The organism is Mesorhizobium sp. M0898 (assembly GCF_040319695.1).
In the GTDB taxonomy this organism is placed as follows: domain Bacteria; phylum Pseudomonadota; class Alphaproteobacteria; order Rhizobiales; family Rhizobiaceae; genus Mesorhizobium.
In genome coordinates this window covers 1-18,633 of the sequence record NZ_JAMYOE010000012.1, presented here as the reverse complement: position 1 = coordinate 18,633, position 18,633 = coordinate 1, and the positions used below count along the sequence as shown (strand labels likewise).

Annotated in this window: 16 protein-coding genes; all 16 read left to right on the top strand. The window is 63.2% G+C overall.

Annotation, left to right across the window (positions count from 1 at the left end):
* Position 1: 1 nt before the first annotated feature.
* Positions 2-1,063, top strand: coding sequence for an ABC transporter ATP-binding protein (locus NKH90_RS15245; RefSeq protein WP_352819969.1), 1,062 nt, complete (start codon positions 2-4; stop codon positions 1,061-1,063).
* A 50-nt stretch (positions 1,064-1,113) separates the two neighbouring features.
* Positions 1,114-2,202, top strand: a complete 1,089-nt coding sequence (locus NKH90_RS15240) for a Gfo/Idh/MocA family protein (protein ID WP_352452746.1) — start codon at positions 1,114-1,116, stop codon at positions 2,200-2,202.
* Positions 2,203-2,228: 26 nt separating this feature from the next.
* Positions 2,229-3,143: a sugar phosphate isomerase/epimerase family protein gene (locus tag NKH90_RS15235; protein WP_352475473.1), complete on the top strand. Its 915-nt coding sequence runs from the start codon at positions 2,229-2,231 to the stop codon at positions 3,141-3,143.
* Positions 3,144-3,180: 37 nt separating this feature from the next.
* Complete coding sequence (locus tag NKH90_RS15230; protein WP_352452734.1) at positions 3,181-4,119, top strand: sugar ABC transporter substrate-binding protein; 939 nt, start codon at positions 3,181-3,183, stop codon at positions 4,117-4,119.
* A gap of 61 nt (positions 4,120-4,180) precedes the next feature.
* The gene (locus NKH90_RS15225) at positions 4,181-5,185 is read left to right on the top strand and encodes an ABC transporter permease (protein WP_352819968.1); all 1,005 of its coding nucleotides are present in this window, start codon (positions 4,181-4,183) and stop codon (positions 5,183-5,185) included.
* Positions 5,182-5,964, top strand: a complete 783-nt coding sequence (locus NKH90_RS15220; RefSeq protein ID WP_352505663.1) for an ATP-binding cassette domain-containing protein — start codon at positions 5,182-5,184, stop codon at positions 5,962-5,964. Before NKH90_RS15225 ends, NKH90_RS15220 begins: the two co-directional genes overlap by 4 nt.
* 34 nt (positions 5,965-5,998) lie before the next feature.
* Positions 5,999-7,180 carry an aldose 1-epimerase family protein gene (locus tag NKH90_RS15215; protein WP_352686245.1) on the top strand — a complete coding sequence of 394 codons (1,182 nt, stop codon included), beginning with the start codon at positions 5,999-6,001 and terminating at the stop codon, positions 7,178-7,180.
* Positions 7,181-7,271: 91 nt separating this feature from the next.
* Positions 7,272-8,360 (top strand): fatty acid desaturase family protein, encoded by a 1,089-nt coding sequence (locus NKH90_RS15210; protein ID WP_352452737.1) that lies wholly within the window; start codon positions 7,272-7,274, stop codon positions 8,358-8,360.
* Positions 8,361-8,404: 44 nt separating this feature from the next.
* Positions 8,405-8,719, top strand: a complete 315-nt coding sequence (locus NKH90_RS15205; RefSeq protein ID WP_023675786.1) for a MocE family 2Fe-2S type ferredoxin — start codon at positions 8,405-8,407, stop codon at positions 8,717-8,719.
* A gap of 37 nt (positions 8,720-8,756) precedes the next feature.
* Complete coding sequence (locus NKH90_RS15200) at positions 8,757-9,557, top strand: 3-methyl-2-oxobutanoate hydroxymethyltransferase (RefSeq protein WP_023675787.1); 801 nt, start codon at positions 8,757-8,759, stop codon at positions 9,555-9,557.
* A gap of 226 nt (positions 9,558-9,783) precedes the next feature.
* Positions 9,784-11,226 carry a DHA2 family efflux MFS transporter permease subunit gene (locus NKH90_RS15195; RefSeq protein WP_352819967.1) on the top strand — a complete coding sequence of 481 codons (1,443 nt, stop codon included), beginning with the start codon at positions 9,784-9,786 and terminating at the stop codon, positions 11,224-11,226.
* Between the two features lie 280 nt (positions 11,227-11,506).
* Positions 11,507-12,493, top strand: a complete 987-nt coding sequence (locus NKH90_RS15190; protein WP_352452739.1) for an ABC transporter permease — start codon at positions 11,507-11,509, stop codon at positions 12,491-12,493.
* Between the two features lie 57 nt (positions 12,494-12,550).
* On the top strand, positions 12,551-13,576 hold the full coding sequence (locus NKH90_RS15185; protein ID WP_352571250.1) for a sugar ABC transporter substrate-binding protein: 1,026 nt from the start codon (positions 12,551-12,553) through the stop codon (positions 13,574-13,576).
* Between the two features lie 210 nt (positions 13,577-13,786).
* Positions 13,787-15,910 (top strand): ABC transporter permease, encoded by a 2,124-nt coding sequence (locus tag NKH90_RS15180; RefSeq protein WP_352819966.1) that lies wholly within the window; start codon positions 13,787-13,789, stop codon positions 15,908-15,910.
* Positions 15,907-16,965 carry an SMP-30/gluconolactonase/LRE family protein gene (locus NKH90_RS15175; RefSeq protein WP_352819965.1) on the top strand — a complete coding sequence of 353 codons (1,059 nt, stop codon included), beginning with the start codon at positions 15,907-15,909 and terminating at the stop codon, positions 16,963-16,965. The genes NKH90_RS15180 and NKH90_RS15175 overlap by 4 nt, the downstream gene beginning before the upstream one ends.
* Positions 16,965-18,461, top strand: a complete 1,497-nt coding sequence (locus NKH90_RS15170; protein ID WP_352819964.1) for a sugar ABC transporter ATP-binding protein — start codon at positions 16,965-16,967, stop codon at positions 18,459-18,461. Before NKH90_RS15175 ends, NKH90_RS15170 begins: the two co-directional genes overlap by 1 nt.
* Positions 18,462-18,633: the final 172 nt, after the last annotated feature.

The following is an 18,633-nucleotide window of genomic DNA, read 5'->3' as shown; positions in this document are numbered from 1 at the left end:
CATGGCCGATATCGCCTTCCGCAATGTGACCAAACGCTACGGCAACACGCTCGCCGTCGACGACGCCTCGTTCACTGTCAACGACAATGAGTTCTTCTGCTTCTTCGGGCCGCCGCTGTCGGGCAAGTCGACGATACTCCGTCTGGTGCTCGGGCTGGAAACCCCGGACGCGGGCGAGATCCTGATCGGCGGAAAGCCGGTCAACACGGTGTCGCCGGCCGAGCGCAACGTCGCCATGGTGTTCCAGAATTTGGCGCTGTTTCCACATATGAGCGCGCGCGACAACATCCGCTTTCCGCTGGTCGAACGCCGGGTCGCCGAAGCCGAGATCGAAAAGCGCGTCGCCGACGTCGCGGCCAAGCTGCATATCGGCCATATCCTGCACAAGCCGCCGGCGCAGCTTTCCGGAGGTGAGCGGCAGCGCGTGGCGATTGCCCGCGCGCTGGTACGGGATCCCGCCGCCTATCTGATGGACGACCCGATTTCGGCGCTCGACGCCCGGCTGCGCGAGGAAACGCGGGTCGAGCTGAAGCGCATCCAGCGCGAGCTCGGCAAGACGCTGATCTATGTCACGCACGACCAGGAAGAAGCGATGTCGGTCGCCGACCGAATGGCCATTCTGGAGAACGGCAAGATCAGGCAGATCGGCGCGCCGGCCGAGATCTATGACCGGCCGGCCAGCACCTATGTGGCGCGGCTGCTCGGGTCGCCGATGATGAACATATTGAAGTCGGTGCACGGCGCGGAAGGCGTAGAGGCGGCGGAAGGCACAGTCCGCATCGCGGATGCCGGCGCCCCGGCCGATGCCGTGGAAATTGGACTCAGGCCGGAAGACATCAAGGTCAAGGCCTGGTCGGAGGGGGGCGCGGGCCGCCCGGCGCGAGTGTTCGAGGTCGAGCCGCTCGGCGGCTACACCGTTGTGACGCTCGCCGCCGGGCAGGCGCGTCTGCGGGCGCTGTTGCGCGGCCAGCCGGACATCAGGCCGGACGCGATGGTGGCGATATCCTGCGAGCCGGGCAGGGTGCATTATTTCGGACAGAGCGGGGGAGCGCTGGCACGATGACGGCGGCTGCAAGGAACGAGCTTCGGGAGGAACATATGGCAAGCCAAGAAATGGTGGGCAACGGCTTCGAGCCGGACGTTGAAGTCCGTACCAGGGAATACAGGATCGGCTGCGTCGGCGCCGGCATGATCATGGCCGAATGTCACCTTGCCGCCTATAAGGAAGCCGGTTTCCCCGTGGTGGCGATTGCCTCGCGGACCAAGGCCAGCGCCGAGAAGGTCGCCAAACGCTGGGATATCCCAACCGTCCACGACACGCCGGAACAGCTCATCGAGGACAAGAACGTCGAGATCATCGACCTTGCCTTTCCGCCCGACCAGCAGCCGGCGCTGATCCGCCATGCGCTGAAGCAAGCACATATCAAGGCGATCCTGGCGCAGAAGCCATTGGCGCTGTCCCTTGAAGAGGCCGTCAAACTCCGCGACGAGGCGGCCAAGGCCGACAAGATCCTCTCGGTCAACCAGAACATGCGTTACGACCAGTCGATGCGCGTCTTGAAGCAGATCATCGACAGCGGCGCGCTCGGCGACATCGTTTTCGCCCAGATCGACATGCATGCGATCCCGCACTGGCAGAGCTTCCTCGAGGACTATGACCGGCTGACGCTCGCCAATATGAGCGTCCACCATCTCGACGTATTGCGCTTCCTGTTCGGCGATCCCCTGGAGATCACCACCCTGACCCGCAAGGACCCGCGCACCCGCTTCGACCATTCGGACGGCATCACCGTGTCGACGATCAAGTTCCCGTCCGGCGTGCTCGCCGTATCGCTGGAGGATGTCTGGTCCGGGCCGCGCCAGGAGGGCTACAAGGACGACCAGCACATCAATTGGCGCGTCGACGGCACCAAGGGCGTCGCCAAGGGTACCATCGGCTGGCCGACTGGCGCTGCCTCGACGCTGACCTATGCCTCGACCGAGACCACCGGTGGTGAATGGGTGACACCCAGCTGGGACACGATGTGGTTCCCGCATGCTTTTATCGGCGTCATGGAGCAGCTCCAGCACGCGGTCAAGACGGGCGAGCCGCCGGCGCTGTCGGTCGCCGACAACGTCAAGACTATGGCGCTGGTCGAAGCCGGCTATCGTTCGATCGACAAGGGCCGGACAGTCAAACTTTCCGAAATATCAACTGACTGAATCACTTACAGGGAGGACTTCACACCATGATGCAGGCAGGTATTTTCACGGGTTATTTCCCGTATGGCCTCAAGGAGACCGCGCAGAAGATCCGTGCGCTCGATTTCAACACCGTGCAGCTCGACCTGCATTTCAGGGATATCGACCTTTCCGCCGGACAGATCACTAGGGACAAGGCCAAGACTGTCCGCGATACGTTCCGCGACCACAATCTGCCGATCTGCTGTGTATCGGGCTATACCAACATCATCCATCCGGACCTGGGCGAGCGCGAGCGGCGCGTCGGCTATTTGAAGGAGATCATCCGCAACGCACGCCATTTCGGCACCCCTTACGTGATCTCGGAAACCGGTACCTACAACACCGAGTCCGACTGGGTGCATCACCCGAAGAACAAGACCGAGGAAGGTTTTGAGGAATGCCGCAAGGTCATCGCCGACCTTGCCCAGACCGCCTATGACCACGGCGCGGTCTTCCTGCTCGAAACCTATGTCAACAATGTCGTCGGCTCGGTCGAGGAGACGGTGAGGATGTTCGCGCAGGTCGACCACCCAGGCCTCGGCCTGCTGATGGACCCGACCAACTATTTCGAAACGCACAACATCGACAGGATGGACCAGATCCTGAACCAGGTGTTCGACACGCTGACCGACAAGATCAAGATAGCCCACGCCAAGGACGTCAAACGCTCCGGCGGCGACAAGTCGGAGAAGCACGCCGACATCGGCGACGAGGACGCGCTGGAGAGCCACACTTTCCGCGGCGTCGGCGAGATCGAGCTGCCGGCGCCCGGTCTCGGTTCGCTGAACTACGACCTCTATCTCAAGCGGCTGGCCGAAAAGCACCCGAACATCCCGGTCATCATCGAACATCTTTCGGAAGACGACGTGCCGCGCGCCAAGAAATTCCTCGACGGGAAATTCCGCGCCAACGGACTGTGATGGCGCGGTTCGGCTACGAAACAAGGGAGGAAGAGAAATGTTGAAATTCGCGTTGAAAATCGCGGCCGCGGCGACCGTTCTCGCCGGCGTGACCATGGCCTCGGCGCTGGCACAGGACGCCCAGAAGACGTTCTACCTGCTGTCGCATGGCGGCCCATCGGATGCCTTCTGGATCGACTGGAATGCCGGCGCCACCAAGGCCTGCGACCAGCTCAAGGTGACCTGCAAGATCTCGTTCAGCGGTGGCGACATGGCGGCGCAGAAGGAGGCTTTCAACTCCGCACTTGCCGCCAAGCCGGACGGCATCGCCACGACCTCGGCGCAGCCCGGCCTGTGGACCGAGGAGGTCAAGGCAGCCAAGGCGGCCGGTATCCCGATCGTGTTCTTCAACACCGACGATCCGGCAACCGGCCGGCAGGCCTATGTCGGCGCCGACCTCAAGGAGGCCGGTGTCATCTGGGCGAAATATCTGGTCGACCACAAGATGGTGAAGCAGGGCGACAAAGTGTTCCTGCCGGTCGAAGTGCCGGGGGCCAGCTACCAGCAGCTCGAGACCGAAGGCATCGCCAGCGTCTTCGATCCGCTCGGCATCAAATATGATGTGGTCGATTGCGGCACCGATCCGGCCGGCATCATCGCCAAGATGACCGACTACATGGTCGCCAACAACCCGCCGGCAATCATCGCGCTCGGCGATTCCGTCGCGGCCAGCGTCAAGCGGGTGTTCGACGGCGCCGGCGTGCCGGCCGGCAAAATCCCGGTCGTCGGCTGGGGCAATTCGAAGGAAACGGCCGAGTCAGTGAAGTCTGGGTTCATCAACGCGGCTGCCTGGCAGTTCCCGTCAGCGCAGGGCTTCATGCCGGTGGCGCTGCTCGGGTTGGCCGCCGCTGGCGAACCGATCGGCTACGACATCCACACGTTCAGTCTCTACGACGCCTCGAGCGTCGAACCGATCCTGAAACTCTACAACAAGTGATTGGAACTGACGCTCGCCGCGCAGGCGGCGGGCGTCACCCTGAGATATGGTCGAAACAGTCATGACAATTGCCGCAGAAGAGGAAATGCCGCGTGCCAAACGCAGGTCGAGCCTGATGCGCTCGCCGCAGTTCTCTTCGCTCATCATCCTGATTGTCCTGCTGGCGGTGTTCGCGATCGCCGACGCCAATTTCCTGTCGCCGGTCAACATCTCCAACATGATGGCGTTCCTGCCCGAGCTCGGCATCATCGCCCTCGGCATGACGCTGCTTCTGACGGCGGGCGAGTTCGACCTTTCGGTCGGTGCCGTGTTCGGGCTGGCGCCGGTCGTGGTCATGCTGCTGGTGCAGAACGGCGGCTTTGATATTGGTGTCGCGCTGCTGGCCGGCCTGCTGATCTGCATAGCGATCGGTGCGATCAACGGGCTGATCGTCACCAAGATCGGCATCTCCTCCTTCCTGGTGACGCTGTCGATGCTACTGGTGGTACGCGGGGCAGCGCTTTACATCACCCAAGGCTTTCCGCTGAAATCCTGGAACCAGCCAGGCTTCTTCGTGACGCTGCTGGCCGGCAGCTTCAATATCGGAACGTTCCGTTTCTATACCTCGCTGTGGTGGTTCATCGGCCTGTCGCTACTGGCGATCTATGTGCTGCACTACGCCAAGCTCGGCAACTGGATCAGCGCTATCGGCTCGAACCGTAACGCTGCCGTGGCGCGTGGTGTGCCGGCCGATGCGGTCAAGATCTGGCTGTTCATCCTGACCTCGGTGCTTGCCGGTCTCGCCGGCATGATCAGCGCCTTCCGCATCTCTGCCGCCTCGCCGGTGGCCGGCACCGGCTACGAGCTCGAAGTGATCGCCATGGTGGTGGTTGGCGGCACCGCGCTGACCGGTGGACGCGGCACCATTTTAGGCACCATCGTCGGCGCGCTGATGCTGCGCAGCATCCGCAACGGCATCGTGCTGATCGGCGTGCCTGGGCTCGCCTACAACATCTTCGTCGGCGTCATCATCCTTGCCATGCTCATCCTGCACGCTTTGCTGCAGAAGAACGCCGCCAGGAGCTGACCATGGAAGTGCTTCGGCTGCAGAATTTGCAAAAATCCTTCGGCAGCGTCCGCGCCCTGAAGAACGCGTCCTTCGCGCTCAACGAGGGCGAAGTGGTGGCCTTGCTCGGCGACAACGGCGCCGGGAAATCGACGCTGATCAAGGCGATCTCGGGCGTGTTTCCGGTCGATCGCGGCGAGATCTATGTGCGCGGCCAGAAGGTCTCCATCCGCTCGACGCGCGACGCGATGGATCTCGGCATCGAGACCATCCACCAGGACACCTCGCTGGCGCCCGACCTCAGCATCGCGCGCAATCTTTTCCTCGGCCGCGAGCCGGTCAATCTCAAATGGCTCGGCGTGTTCGCGCCGCTCGATCTCGCTCGATTGCGCGATGCTGCGTCGGCTCTATTGAAGCGCGTCGGCATCTCGAAAAAACTCGACGCCGATGCGCTGGTCAGCACATTGTCGGGCGGCGAGCGCCAATCGATCGCCATTTCGCGTGCCATGCAATTTGCCGCCAAGGTCATCATCCTCGACGAGCCGACCAACAATCTCGGCGTCGAGGAAACGCACGGCGTGCTGCGCTTCGTCAAGGAAGTGCGCGACGCCGGTCACTCGGTGCTTTTGATCACCCACAACATCCATCACGTCTTCCAGGTCGCCGATCGCATCATCGTCATGCGCCGCGGCGAGATCGTCGCCGAGCAGACGGTCGCCGATACCGATCTGCTGACCGTGGAAAGCATCATCACCGGTGCCGACATATCGGCCCTGCTCAAGGAGACGAGAGCGAAGTGAAGGACCGGAGCAAAGTGAAAGAACTGGCCGTCACATGGTAGAGCTTTACGGCAAGACGCTGTCGCGCCGGCAGGTCTCGGAACGCTCGGGCATGCTGTCGCAGTTCGCCGGCGTGCGGCTGATGACGCTTGGCGACGGCGTCGAGCGCGGCATCCGCATGCTCGAATTCCGCACCGGCTCCGGCCTGCGCTTCACCGCGCTGGTCGACCGGGCGCTCGATATCGCCGATTGCGACTTCAGGGGCCAGGCGATCGGCTGGCACTCGCCGAGCGGTTTTCGCCATCCCGGCCTGCACGAATATGAAGGCGAGGAGGGATTGGCGTGGGCGCGGTCGTTTTCCGGCCTTCTGCTGACCTGCGGCCTCGACCATATATTGTTCATGAACGAGGTACCCGCCGACACCTACAACTACCCGCCGAAGAAGACGGTACGCCATTCGCTGCACGGCCGTGTCAGCACCATTCCAGCGCGGCTGACCGGCTATGGCGAGACCTGGGACGGCGACCGCTGCGTGTTGTGGGCCGAAGGCATCGTCCAGCAATCGACTGTATTCGGCGAGGATCTGCACCTGCTGCGGCGGATCGAGGCCGATGTCGGCGGCAACGAGATCCGGCTTTCGGACCGTGTCGTCAATCACGGTTTCAACCGTACGCCGCATATGTATTTCTACCACATCAATGTCAGTCATCCGGTGCTCGACGAGGGATCGCGCTACCTGGCGCCGATCCGCGACGTCGTCTGGGCCGGGCATGCCGGCGAGCGCTATGAAGCGCAGAAGGTCGGCTACCGCACGGTGCCGGCGCCGCAACCGGGATTCAAGGAACAGGTCTGGCAGCATGAACTCGGCGCCGACAGCACCGGCGAAGTCCCGGTGGCGGTGGTCAACGACAGGCTCGGCCTTGGCTTCGAGGTGGTCACGCGCAAGGACCAGTTGCCTTGCGCCTATGAATGGCAGAATTTCCAGGCCGGGCAGTACGCGCTGGGCATCGAGCCGTCGACGCATCATGTGCTGGGCAATCTGGCGGCGCGCGAACGCGGCGAGATGATCTGGCTGGAGCATGGCGAGAGCCGCTCCTACGATGCGGCGTTCCGGGTCCTCGACGGCGCCGGCGAGATCGCCGCCGCCGAAAGCCGGATCGCTGCAATCGCCAGGCAGCCGCAGCAGGATTATCCGCAGCCGTCGGGCCGTTTTCCTGTTCTTGGAGGCAGGTCGTGATAATGGCGAAGACGATACGGGACACCAGTTGGGAGGCTGGTTCCGGCCGGAGCGGGGAGGGTTCGCGGCCGATCGGGAATTGGAGGTCACAATGGCTGGCACGGTAAAGCGCGATTACAGCCTGGTCGGCGAAAGCACGCGCAGGGCGATCGAGACGGGACTGGCCTCGGCGGAGTGGTACCACACGGATGTCCCCCGCAAGGCGATCAAGGAGTTGATGCAGCGCTCAGACGGTCCGGCGATCCGCGACACGATCATCTGGATCGTCGCCATCCTCGGCTCCGCCGCCGGCGCCATCTATTTCTGGGGTACCTGGTGGTGCGTGCCGTTCTTCTTCGTCTACGGCGTGCTCTACGGCTCGTCCAGCGACTCGCGCTGGCACGAATGCGGCCATGGCACTGCCTTCCGCACGCGCTGGATGAACGATGTCGTCTACCAGATCGCCAGCTTCATGCTGATGCGCAACCCGGTGACCTGGCGCTGGAGCCATGCCCGTCACCACACCGATACCATCATCGTCGGCCGCGACGCCGAGATCGCCGTGATGCGCCCGCCGGACCTTTTGCGTGCGGCGCTGGCTTTCACCGGCATCCTCGATTTTCGCTATTCGCTTCCGGCACTGGTACGCCAGGCGTTCGGCAAGCTGACGCCCGACGAGAAAAGCTACGTTCCCGAGATGGAACAGCACAAGGCCGTCATCGCGGCGCGCTGGCATATTGCCATCTACATCGCCACAATAGCACTCGCCCTTTTCATGCAGTCGTGGGTGCCGGTGGTGCTCATCGGCGTGCCGCGCCTTTACGGCACCTGGCACATGGTGATGACCGGCCTGCTGCAGCACATCGGTCTGGCCGACAACGTCGTCGATCACCGGCTCAACACCCGTACCGTGTACATGAACCCGATCAGCCGGTTCATCTACTGGAACATGAACTACCACGTCGAGCACCACATGTTTCCGATGGTGCCCTATCACGCGCTGCCCAGGCTGCATGAATTGATCAAGCACGATCTGCCGGAGCCGAACCCGTCGATATGGCATGCCTATCGCGAGGTCTGGCCTGTCCTGCTCAGGCAGCTCAAATACGAGGATTATTTCCTCAAGCGCGAACTGCCGCCAACCGCACGGCCCTATCGTGGCGAATTCCACGAGGTGAACATGTCGGCAGCGGCTGAGTAGGTACTGCGCACAAGCGCAACGCAGAAATTTCAGGAGAGATAGAGATGGCCGATTGGGTCGAAGCGTGCGCCGTGGACGATGTCGAAGAGGAAGATGTCATCCGCTTCGACCATGGCGGCCGCACCTTCGCGATCTACCGTTCGCCGGACGATGAATTCTTCGCCACCGATGGGTTTTGTACGCATGAGAAGGCGCATCTGGCCGATGGGCTTGTGATGGACGACATCATCGAATGCCCCAAGCACAATGGCCGCTTCAATTATAAGACCGGGCAGGCGAAGGGCGCTCCCGTTTGCGTCAATCTCGCGACCTATCCAGTCAAGGTCGAAGCTGGCAAGGTGATGATCCAGATCGCCTGACCGGCCTTCTGTCACGTAGCAAAGGGGACCAAAATCCATGAGCCGGAAAAGACCGACCGTCGCAGACCTGCGTGCCATGAAGGGCAAGCGGCAGCTGACGATGCTGCGCGTGCTGACGATGGACGAGGCCGAGGCCGCCGAACGCGCCGGCGTCGATATCGTCTCGGTGCCGCCGGAGCTGGTACTCAATCCGCAATACCGCGATGCGGCACCCAGCCTGTTCACCATGCCGGGCGAGAATTTCTTCGAAATCGGCACCGCCGATGATTTCGTCCGCTGGGCGTTCCGGCTCTACAAGGCCAGCGCCGATGCGGTCTATTGCAGCGCCGGGTACGCCACCATCAAGCGGATGGCCGACGATGCCATTCCGGTGATCGGCCATGTCGGCCTCATCCCGTCACGCGCCACCTGGACGGGCGGCTTCAAGGCTGTCGGCAAGACCGCCGATACCGCCATGCAGGTGTTCGAGGCGGTGAAGCAACTGGAGGCCGCCGGCGCGATCGGCGCCGAGATCGAGGTGGTGCCGGTCGAGGTGGCCAAGGCGATTTCGGAACGCACGTCGCTGATCATGCTGTCGATGGGAGCGGGCACCGGCTGTGACGCGCAGTATCTGTTCGCCGACGACATCCTCGGCCAGAACCGTGGCCACATGCCGCGCCATTCCAAGGTCTATCGCAATTTCGCCGCCGAATACGATCGCCTGCAGGCCGAACGAATCGCTGCCTTCTCCGAATATGTCGCCGATGTGAACAGCCTGGCCTATCCCGAAGACAGGCACGTCGTGCACATGGACCCGGACCAGCTCAGCCTGTTCCTGGAGAAGATCGAAGCCGCATGAGACGCCCCGGCAGCGGCACGAAGCGTCATCGCGGATCGTAAAAGGCCGGTTCGGCGCCAGCGCCGGGTCATCGCATGGCCGGCTGCGATGCCACACGAAAGTTTGTTGGACCAGGTCTGGACGGCACCGGCCAGATACTGTTGAAACCGGTGGGTCATCGGTTTGCCGGATAATTGTGCGGTTGCCGATGGAGCGGGTGAAAATTCCCCTTCGGACAGTTCTGTGCATGACCGCCATTCCCGAAAACAAAGCCTTGCCCGAAACCGCGCCGGCGGCGCGGCAAGCTCGGCGGGTGGCGCTGATCGTCGCCGTCGCCTTTTTCATGCAGCTTCTGGATTCGACCATCATCTCGACCTCGCTGCCGCAGATGGGAGAATCCTTCGGCGTGCCGGCGGTGGCGATGAGCATCGGCATCACCGTTTATATGCTGACCATGGCGGTGTTCGTGCCGCTGTCCGGCTGGCTTGCCGACCGTTTTGGCGCGCGCAACATCTTCCTCGTGGCGATCGCCCTGTTCACGCTGGCCTCGCTCGTTTGCGGCATCTCACAGAACTTGGCCGAGTTCGTCGCCGCACGCGCGGTTCAGGGCCTGGGCAGCGCGCTGATGACGCCGGTCGGCCGCATCCTGGTATTGCGCAACGCGCCGAAATCCGAGCTTCTCAACGCCACGGCGCTGATCACCTGGCCGGCGCTGTTTGCGCCGGTGGTCGGGCCGGTGCTTGGCGGCTTCATCACCACTTATCTCTCCTGGCACTGGAATTTCTTCATCAACATCCCGCTTGGCGTTGCCGGTTTGGCACTGGTCGCCCGCTTCATTCCCGGCGACCGCGAAGCCGGAGCCAAGCCGCTCGACTGGCCGGGCTTCCTGCTGACCTCGGTGGGGCTCGCCGCGATGCTCTATGGCCTCGAGCGCATCGCGCATCCGGAAGAGGGTGTGTTGCCGACCGTGGCACTGCTCGGCACGGGCATTTTGGTCGGCTGGCTGGCGGTGCGGCATCTGCAACGCGCCAACCATCCGCTGCTCGACCTCACAGCTTTCAAGGTGCAGACCTTTGCCATCTCGACGCTTTCGGCCGGCACGATCTTCCGCATCGCCATCAACGCCACTCCATTCCTGCTGCCGCTTTTGTTCCAGGTCGGCTTCGGCCTGAGCCCGGTCGATGCGGGCATGATGATCCTGGCCTATTTCCTCGGCAATCTCGGCATGAAGGCGGTGACGACGCCGATGCTGAGGCGCTTCGGCTTCCGTTCGGTGCTGATCGTCAACGGGGTGATCGCCTCTTTATCGATCATGGCCTGCGCGGCGCTTTCGCCGCAGACGCCGCAAGCGTTGGTGGTGGTGCTGATGCTGATCGCCGGCCTTTCGCGCTCGATGCAGTTCACCGCGCTCAACACACTGGCCTTCGCCGATGTGGCCTCACCGCAGCGCAGCTCGGCGGCGACGTTGTCCAGCATGCTGCAGCAGATGGCGATGCTGTTCGGCGTAGCGGTCGCCGCGGCACTGCTCAACCTGTCGCAGATCGCCAGGGGCGCTGCGGCGCTCGATCTCGTCGACTTCCGACTTGCCTTCGTGGCGATCGGCGCAATCGGGCTCGTCGCCTCGTGTCGCTTCCTGGCATTGCCGAAGGCTGCCGGCGCCGAGGTCTCGGGCCATGTTTTGCGGATTTGACGCAGGAATCCAGCGGCAATCGCGGACATAAATTATGCCTGCTTCGCTCGTTCCGGAGCAAACCTTTGCCGGCGCTTCGATCGGCGCGATCAATTGCAAAACAGCTTGAGTTCCCGGCATTGCGCCAGCCTCGCCAATCGGTGCATCCAAGCGCGGAATTTCCTCGCAAGCCGGCCTGCAATGCGCGGATTCATTTGACGAATTGGTCTTGAGCCGATTAGCTTTCGTTCCGATGGCCGCAGAGGGAGCAGGGCGTAGCCATCGCGGGTGAAAGCGGGCAATGAACGCGACCGGCTGGCTAAACTGGAGAAGCCTGAACCAAGAGGGCATTGTCTTTGCCATCGCGGTTGTGCTGTTCATTGCCGCCGCCATCGGACTGCCCGGGTTTATCAATTCGAACAATCTCGTTGCCATCGTGCGCTCGGTCTCGGTGCTGGGCATATTGGCGCTCGGCATGGCGGTCGTTATCATCGGCAGGGGCATCGATCTCTCGGCGGTGGCGATCATGGCGATGTCGGTCGCGTGGTATCTGCAACTGCTGAATTCGGGGATGCCCGACGGGCTGGCCTTCGCCTATGTGCTCGCCGGCGTTCTCGCCATCGGGCTGTTGAACGGAATCCTGGTCGCCTACGCCGAGGTCCCGGCGATCTTCGTGACGCTGGCGACCGCGTCCTTCGTCTTCGGCTATGTGCGTTCACAATTGATCACGCAGGACGCCGTGCCGGTGCCGCCCGGCCATTGGGTCGAGCTTCTGGGCGGGCTGCGTTTCCTCGACATCCCGGTCGAGGTGTTTGTCTTCGCCGGGCTGGCTTTCGCCTTCTTCCTGTTCCTGCGCTACACCAAATGGGGCCGCTACGTCTATTTCGCCGGCGACAACCCGGTCGCGGCGCGCAATATCGGCATTCCAGTGCGCCCGATGCTGGTGCTGCGCTACGTGCTGTCGGCCCTGGTCTCGCTGGTTGCCGGCCTGCTCACTGCGGCCAGCCTGCATTCGATCAACACCCGCATCGTCAATTCCACGCTGCTCTACGACATCGTGCTGGTTGCGGTGATCGGCGGCATCGGTCTGTCTGGCGGGCGGGGCGGGGTGCGCAACGTGCTGGTGGGTGCCGCGCTGATCGGCATCCTGCTCAACGCCATGACCATCATCGACATTCCGCTGCTCTATCAGAACCTGATCAAGGCCGCGATCCTGCTGGCGGCGATCATCGTCGACGGGTTCATCAATCCGCGCGACGAGCAGACCGCGCAGCAAGGCGACATTTAAACTGACGCGAACGGTTGGGGCCGGCCGCGAACGACATACCAAACCAGAGGATGTGACATGAAAATCATCAGGACATTTATGGCTGCCGCGGCAGCGCTTGCCGTCTCCGCCTTCGTGGCGCCGGGCTTCGCTGCAGAAGATCCGGGTCCGGCCGCCTATTCGCAAGCGCTCAAGGGCAAGCGTGTGATGCTGGTGCCGATGGCGATGGGCTTCGACCTGGCACAGGGCTGGGCGCATTACCTGAAGACGGAGGTCGAGGCCTGGGGTGGCGTGTTCGAGACGCGTGACCCGAACTGGGTGGTCGATGCCGGCGCGCAGGCGATAACCGACGCAATCTCGTCGGACGCCAGGCCGGACGTGCTGATCATCCATTCGCCGGACCTCAATTCCTATGCCAAGCTGATGAAGAAGGCGCAGGCGGCCGGCACCTATGTGCTTTTGGTCGACAATCCGGCGAACTTCCCGGCCGATGCCTTTGTCGGCAGCGACTGGGATCGCCTCGGCCAGCTGGAAGCCGAAGCGGCGATCAAGGGTTGTGGGCCGAACTCCTCCAAGAAGATCGGGCTGGTGCAGGGCGACCAGGCCAACTCATCGAGCCTCTACCAGTATGCCGGCATCATGAAGGTGCTGGACAAGAACCCCGACTTCAAGGTCGTGGCCAAGCCGGACTCCAACTGGGATGCGACGACCTCGCGCAACGTGACGACGACGATGCTGCAGCAGAACCCCGACATCTGCGCCATCATCGATTTCTGGGACGGCGACGCGACCGGCGCATCGGCTGCGATCCGCGATGCCAAGCTCGAGGGCAAAGTCTTTCTGGTCACCACCGGCGGTGGCGAAAAGACCGCCGACTGCGACAAGCTGCAGGACGGCACTTATGGCGCGGTGGTGATGACCGATCTTGCCCGCCAGTCGGGCGACATGAACGCCGTCATAAAATTCCTGTTGCAGAGCGGCCAGCCGGCCGGCACCTCGCACACCTACATCTACACGCTGGAGAAGGCGACGACCAAGGCCGACCTCAAGCCGGACAGCTGCTGGGACTTGAAAGCACTGCAAGCCCAAGCTGCGGCCAAGTAGGCCGGCTTTCCTGAGCTTGGCGCTGCCCCTCATCCGCCTGCCGGCACCTTCTCCCCGTATAGTGACGGGGAGAAGGGATACGCTCCAACGCTGGCGACCCCCTCTCCCCGTCTCTACACGGGGAGAGGGTAAGGGCGAGGGGCAGCGCAAACCTGAGGCGATTGTTCTGCCCGGCCCCTTTTTCCCTTTCCTCTCGAATAGCAGCATCCGATGTCTTTTCGCGAACGCCTCCAGTCCTGGCGCTACAATCTCGTGCCCGACCATCTCGTCGGCGAGATATTGAGCAAACGCTGGACCGACAACGCCATTCCGTTCCTGGCGCTGGTGGCGACGCTCGGCGTGTTCGGTTCGATCATTCCCGGCTTCTTCAAGCCGATGTCGCTGCAGGAATCGACCCGCCAGCTCGGCGAGTTCTCGCTGGTCGTCACCGGCATGACGGTGGTCATGCTTGGCGGCGGCATCGACCTTTCGGTCGGCTCGATCTTCGCGCTGTCCTGCTTTTCCGCCGTCTTCGTCTTCTTCATCCTCGAACAATCGGTGTGGCTGGCGCTGGCCGCCTCGATCGCCACCGGCCTGCTGTTCGGCGCGATCAACGGTTACCTGATCGGCTATTTCAGGCTGCGCGCTTTCCTGACGACACTGGTCACCTTCATCTTCGGGCGGGCGCTGTTCGACATACTGGTCACCACCTATGCGGCCGACGTCCAGCTTTCCGATGCCACATCGGATGTGCTGGACTTCATCGGCGACGATACCTTCTGGGGCCTGTCGGTCGCGGTGTGGGCGGCGATTATCCTGGCGATTATTACGCATGTCGCGCTGACGCGCTCGCGGCCCGGCTGGCATGTGCAGGCGGTGGGCGGGTCGCGGCGATCGGCTCACAATGCCGGTATCCGCGTACGCCGCACCGTGTTCATGACCTATGTGTTCTCCGGCTTCTGCGCCTCGCTCGGCGGCTTCCTCATCGCCTGCCGGCTGAGCGGGGCAGGGCCGGGCACAGGCCTCAACCTCGAGGTCATGGCACTGACAGCGGCGGTCGTCGGCGGCGTCAGCCTGGGCGGCGGCCGCGGTTCGGTGATCAAGGGGCTGATGGGCGCGATCATCGTGCTGACGATGACCAACGGCCTGATCCGGCTGGGCTATGGCACCGGCACTAACCAGATGGTGCTGGGCATCATGCTGGCCGTCGCCGTCACCATCGACATTCGCTGGCTGAAGAACCGCCACAAGGTGCTGGACGAGGTCTATGTCGCACCGGTCTATCTGAAAATGGGCGCAACGCAGTCGGCCGCACCGGGTTCCGGCACGCCTTACGAGCTCGACAACCGATTGTCGGAGGCCGACCATATCGGGCTCGGCGAGCTGGAAGGGCCGGAAGACGTCATCCTCGACCGCGACGACAATCTCTATTGCGGCACCAGGCATGGCGAGATCGTCCGCTTCTTCGCGCCGGACTACAAACGTTCGGAGGTCTTTGCGCATATTGGCGGCTTTCCGCTCGGCCTGGCCTTCGACAAGACAGGCAATCTGATCAGCTGTGTCGGCGCGATGGGCCTCTATTCGGTCTCGCCGCAGCGCGAGGTGAAGCGGCTTTCGGCGGAAACGTCGCGCTCCTGGACCTCGATCGTCGACGATGCGCGGTTGCGCGACCCCAATGATTGCGACATCGCGCCGGACGGCCGCATCTACTTCACCGATTCCACCAAGCGCTATGACGCGCACGACTGGGCGCTGGATTCGATCGAGAACCGCGCCACCGGGCGGCTGCTCGTCTGTGATCCGACGGACGGTTCGACCAAGACATTGCTCGACGGCTACCGTTACACCAACGGCGTCTGCATGGCGCATGACGGCAAGTCGCTGTTCTTCGCCGAGAGCTGGGCCTGCCGCGTGCACCGCTACTGGCTGGAAGGGCCGAAGGCGGGCGTTGCCGAATGCGTCATCCGCGACATGCCTGGCTACCCCGACAACATCAACCGAGCGTCAGACGGCAATTACTGGATGGCCTGGCTCGGCATGCGCACGCCGAGCTTCGACCTGTCGCTGCGCCATCCCGACATGCGCAAGCGCATGACGCGCCGGCTGCCGCAGGACGAATGGCTTTTTCCCAACATCAACACCGGTGGCGTGGTGAAATTCAACGAGAACGGCGGCATCGTCGAGGCGATGGGCGACCTGTCGGGCGCCGCGCATCCGATGGTGACTTCGATGCGCGAGCATAAGGGTTTTCTGTTCGTCGGCGGCATCCTCAACAACCGGATCGGCCGCTACAGGATTGCCGGCGCCGACCCGAACTGGACCAGCCCCGCTTCCTACTGGGGTGCCAAGCCATGATGCTGGACCCGATCCTCGACATCTTCCGCGGCAAGGCAGTGACCATCCCGCCGCTTGATGGCGCCTTCAGGCCGAACACGCTGCTGGACGATGTTGCGGCCTTCGCCGAACTGCCCGAGCCCGACAATCTGCTGGTCGCCGACGGCCGGCTGCTGGCGTCCAGCGGCAATGCCCTCTACGCGCTCGCCGCCGGTGGCGCGCCTGTTCTGGTCGAGACATTTCCGGCCGTGGCCACAGCGCTCGCGCGCTCGCCCGCCGGCGAACTGACGGTCGGGCTCGAAAGCGGCAGGCTGCTGATTGCAGGCAAGGAGGCCGCCCTGCCGGCCGAGATCCGCTGCATAACAGCACTCGCCTACGCAGAAGATGGCACGCTTTGGCTGGCCAATGGCTCGGCCGAACACGCGCCGTCGGAATGGGCCGCCGATCTGATGAAGAAGGGTGCGTCGGGTTCGCTGTGGAAGCGCGATCCGGCAGGCAGCGAATTCCGCAAGCTCGCCGGTGGCATCGCCTTTCCCTATGGGCTGCATCCAACCGGCAAGGACGTGTTGGTCGGCGAGAGTTGGCGGCACCAACTCGTCCGCTTCGACGGCGCGACAGGCAGCCGCTCGACGGTGCTGGCGCATCTGCCCGGCTATCCCGCGCGGCTATCGCCCGCCGCCGATGGCGGTGCCTGGCTGGCGCTGTTTGCGCCCCGGAACCGTCTTATCGAATTCGTGCTGCAGGAAACGCACTATCGGAACGACATGCTGGCGCAAGTGTCGCCGCAACACTGGATCGCGCCGGCACTCGCCTCCAACCGCAGCTTCCTCGAGCCGCTGCAATGCGGCGGCATCCGCACCATGGGCATCCACAAGCCGTGGTCGCCGAGCCGCTCCTACGGGCTGGTGGTCAGGCTCGATCGGGAGATGCGACCGCAATTCAGCCTGCACAGCCGCGCCAACGGCACGCGCCACGGCATCTGCAGCGTGGCGGAGACAGACGGTCGCCTGTTCATTGCCTCGAAAGGCGGCGATTGCCTGCTGGCTATCGACCTGGCTCCAGGAGGGCATCGCTGATGGAACCGATCGTCCGCCTGGAGAACGTGACCAAGACCTATCGCGGCGTGCCCGCGGTGAAGAATGTCAGCTTCGAGCTGCGCAAGGGCGAGATCCACGCGCTGCTCGGCGAGAACGGTGCGGGAAAATCAACGCTGACCAAAATCATCGCCGGCGTCGTCGATGCGACATCGGGAAAGATGTTCCACAGGGGGCAGGAGATCGCCTACGCCTCGCCGCATGCGGCACTTGAAGCCGGCATCGCCATGGTGTTCCAGGAAACCAGCCTGGTGCCGTCGATGACGGTGGCGCAGAACCTCTATCTCGGCACCGAGAGCTTTCTCAACCGGCTGCGCGGCACCTACATCTCGGCGCAGCAGTTCCTGCAGTCGCTGAATTTTCCCGTCGACCCCAATGCCATGGTAGCGACGCTGGGCGCCGCCAAGCGGCAGATGGTCGAAATTGCACGCGCCGTCCACCACAATGCCGAGATCATCATCTTCGACGAGCCGACGGCGACGCTGACGCCTGAGGAGAAGCGGCACTTCTTCGCACTGATCCGCCGGCTCAAGGGAAGGGGTGTGTCGATCGTCTTCATCAGCCATGCGCTCGAAGAGGCGCTTGATATCGCCGACCGCATCACCATCCTGCGCGACGGCGAGCTGGTGATCACCGACGATACCGCCGCTTTCGATCGCGACAGGATCGTCGCCGCCATGGTCGGGCGCACGCTGTCGGGACAGCTCTACAGCCAGCGCGACGAGGCCAGGCTGCGCAGGGCCGGCAGGAAGGTGCTGTCGGTACAGGACATCTCGATGAGCAATGTCGTGCGCAACAATTCCTTCTCGATCTTCGAGGGCCAGATCACCGGCGTGTTCGGGCTGATCGGCTCGGGCCGCACCGAGACATTCAAGATCGTCTCCGGCATCTACAAGCGCGACTTCCTGCGCGGCGGCACCATCGAGCTGGACGACCGGCCGGTGCGCTATCTCGTGCCGAGCGAGGCGGTGGCGGACGGCATCGTCTACGTCACCGAAGACCGCAAGAGCGAGGGGATTTTCGAGACGATGGACGTCGCCGAGAACCTGTTCGGTGGCTTTTTGGCGGCGGGGCGGGAAAAGGGCTGGGTAATCAACGCGCAGGAGATGCGGGCGCTGTCTGCCGAATGGACCAGGACGCTGAACGTCAAGGCGATCAACGATAATGCGCGCGTGGTCGAGCTTTCCGGAGGCAACCAGCAGAAGGTGGTGATCGGCAAGGGGCTGGTGCAGAAGCCGCGCATCGTCATCTTCGACGAGCCGACGCGCGGCGTCGATGTCGGCGCCATCGCCGAGATCCACCAGATCATCAACCGCCTGGCCGACGAGGGCCTGGCCGTCGTCGTCATCTCGTCCTACCTGCCGGAGATCATGAACCTGTCCGACCGCATCCTGGTCTGCCGGCAAGGCCGCATCGTCGAGGAGTTCTCGCCTGCCGAGGCGACGGAGGAGAAGATCATGTACGCTGCGGTGCATTAGGTTCCCGGGCGCGGAAGGTTGACATTTGGACGGTTTTTGCGCCGGCGGATCGTACACTTTGGAGATTGGCCGAGGCGCCCGTCGTTTCGTCATCCTGGGGCGAAGCAAGGAGCGAAGCGACGCGGCGCAGATCCCAGGATCCATGCCGCTACATCAGAGCGCTGCAGCGGTG

Bases quoted from the DNA above. Each gene is read 5' to 3' on its own strand.
- NKH90_RS15240 (WP_352452746.1), top strand. From the start codon at position 1,114: ATGGTGGGCAACGGCTTCGAGCCGGACGTTGAAGTCCGTACCAGGGAA.
- NKH90_RS15225 (WP_352819968.1), top strand. From the start codon at position 4,181: ATGACAATTGCCGCAGAAGAGGAAATGCCGCGTGCCAAACGCAGGTCG.
- NKH90_RS15175 (WP_352819965.1), top strand. From the start codon at position 15,907: ATGATGCTGGACCCGATCCTCGACATCTTCCGCGGCAAGGCAGTGACC.
- NKH90_RS15195 (WP_352819967.1), top strand. From the start codon at position 9,784: ATGACCGCCATTCCCGAAAACAAAGCCTTGCCCGAAACCGCGCCGGCG.
- NKH90_RS15245 (WP_352819969.1), top strand. From the start codon at position 2: ATGGCCGATATCGCCTTCCGCAATGTGACCAAACGCTACGGCAACACG.
- NKH90_RS15215 (WP_352686245.1), top strand. From the start codon at position 5,999: ATGGTAGAGCTTTACGGCAAGACGCTGTCGCGCCGGCAGGTCTCGGAA.
- NKH90_RS15200 (WP_023675787.1), top strand. From the start codon at position 8,757: ATGAGCCGGAAAAGACCGACCGTCGCAGACCTGCGTGCCATGAAGGGC.
- NKH90_RS15205 (WP_023675786.1), top strand. From the start codon at position 8,405: ATGGCCGATTGGGTCGAAGCGTGCGCCGTGGACGATGTCGAAGAGGAA.
- NKH90_RS15180 (WP_352819966.1), top strand. From the start codon at position 13,787: ATGTCTTTTCGCGAACGCCTCCAGTCCTGGCGCTACAATCTCGTGCCC.
- NKH90_RS15210 (WP_352452737.1), top strand. From the start codon at position 7,272: ATGGCTGGCACGGTAAAGCGCGATTACAGCCTGGTCGGCGAAAGCACG.
- NKH90_RS15190 (WP_352452739.1), top strand. From the start codon at position 11,507: ATGAACGCGACCGGCTGGCTAAACTGGAGAAGCCTGAACCAAGAGGGC.
- NKH90_RS15170 (WP_352819964.1), top strand. From the start codon at position 16,965: ATGGAACCGATCGTCCGCCTGGAGAACGTGACCAAGACCTATCGCGGC.
- NKH90_RS15235 (WP_352475473.1), top strand. From the start codon at position 2,229: ATGATGCAGGCAGGTATTTTCACGGGTTATTTCCCGTATGGCCTCAAG.
- NKH90_RS15230 (WP_352452734.1), top strand. From the start codon at position 3,181: ATGTTGAAATTCGCGTTGAAAATCGCGGCCGCGGCGACCGTTCTCGCC.
- NKH90_RS15185 (WP_352571250.1), top strand. From the start codon at position 12,551: ATGAAAATCATCAGGACATTTATGGCTGCCGCGGCAGCGCTTGCCGTC.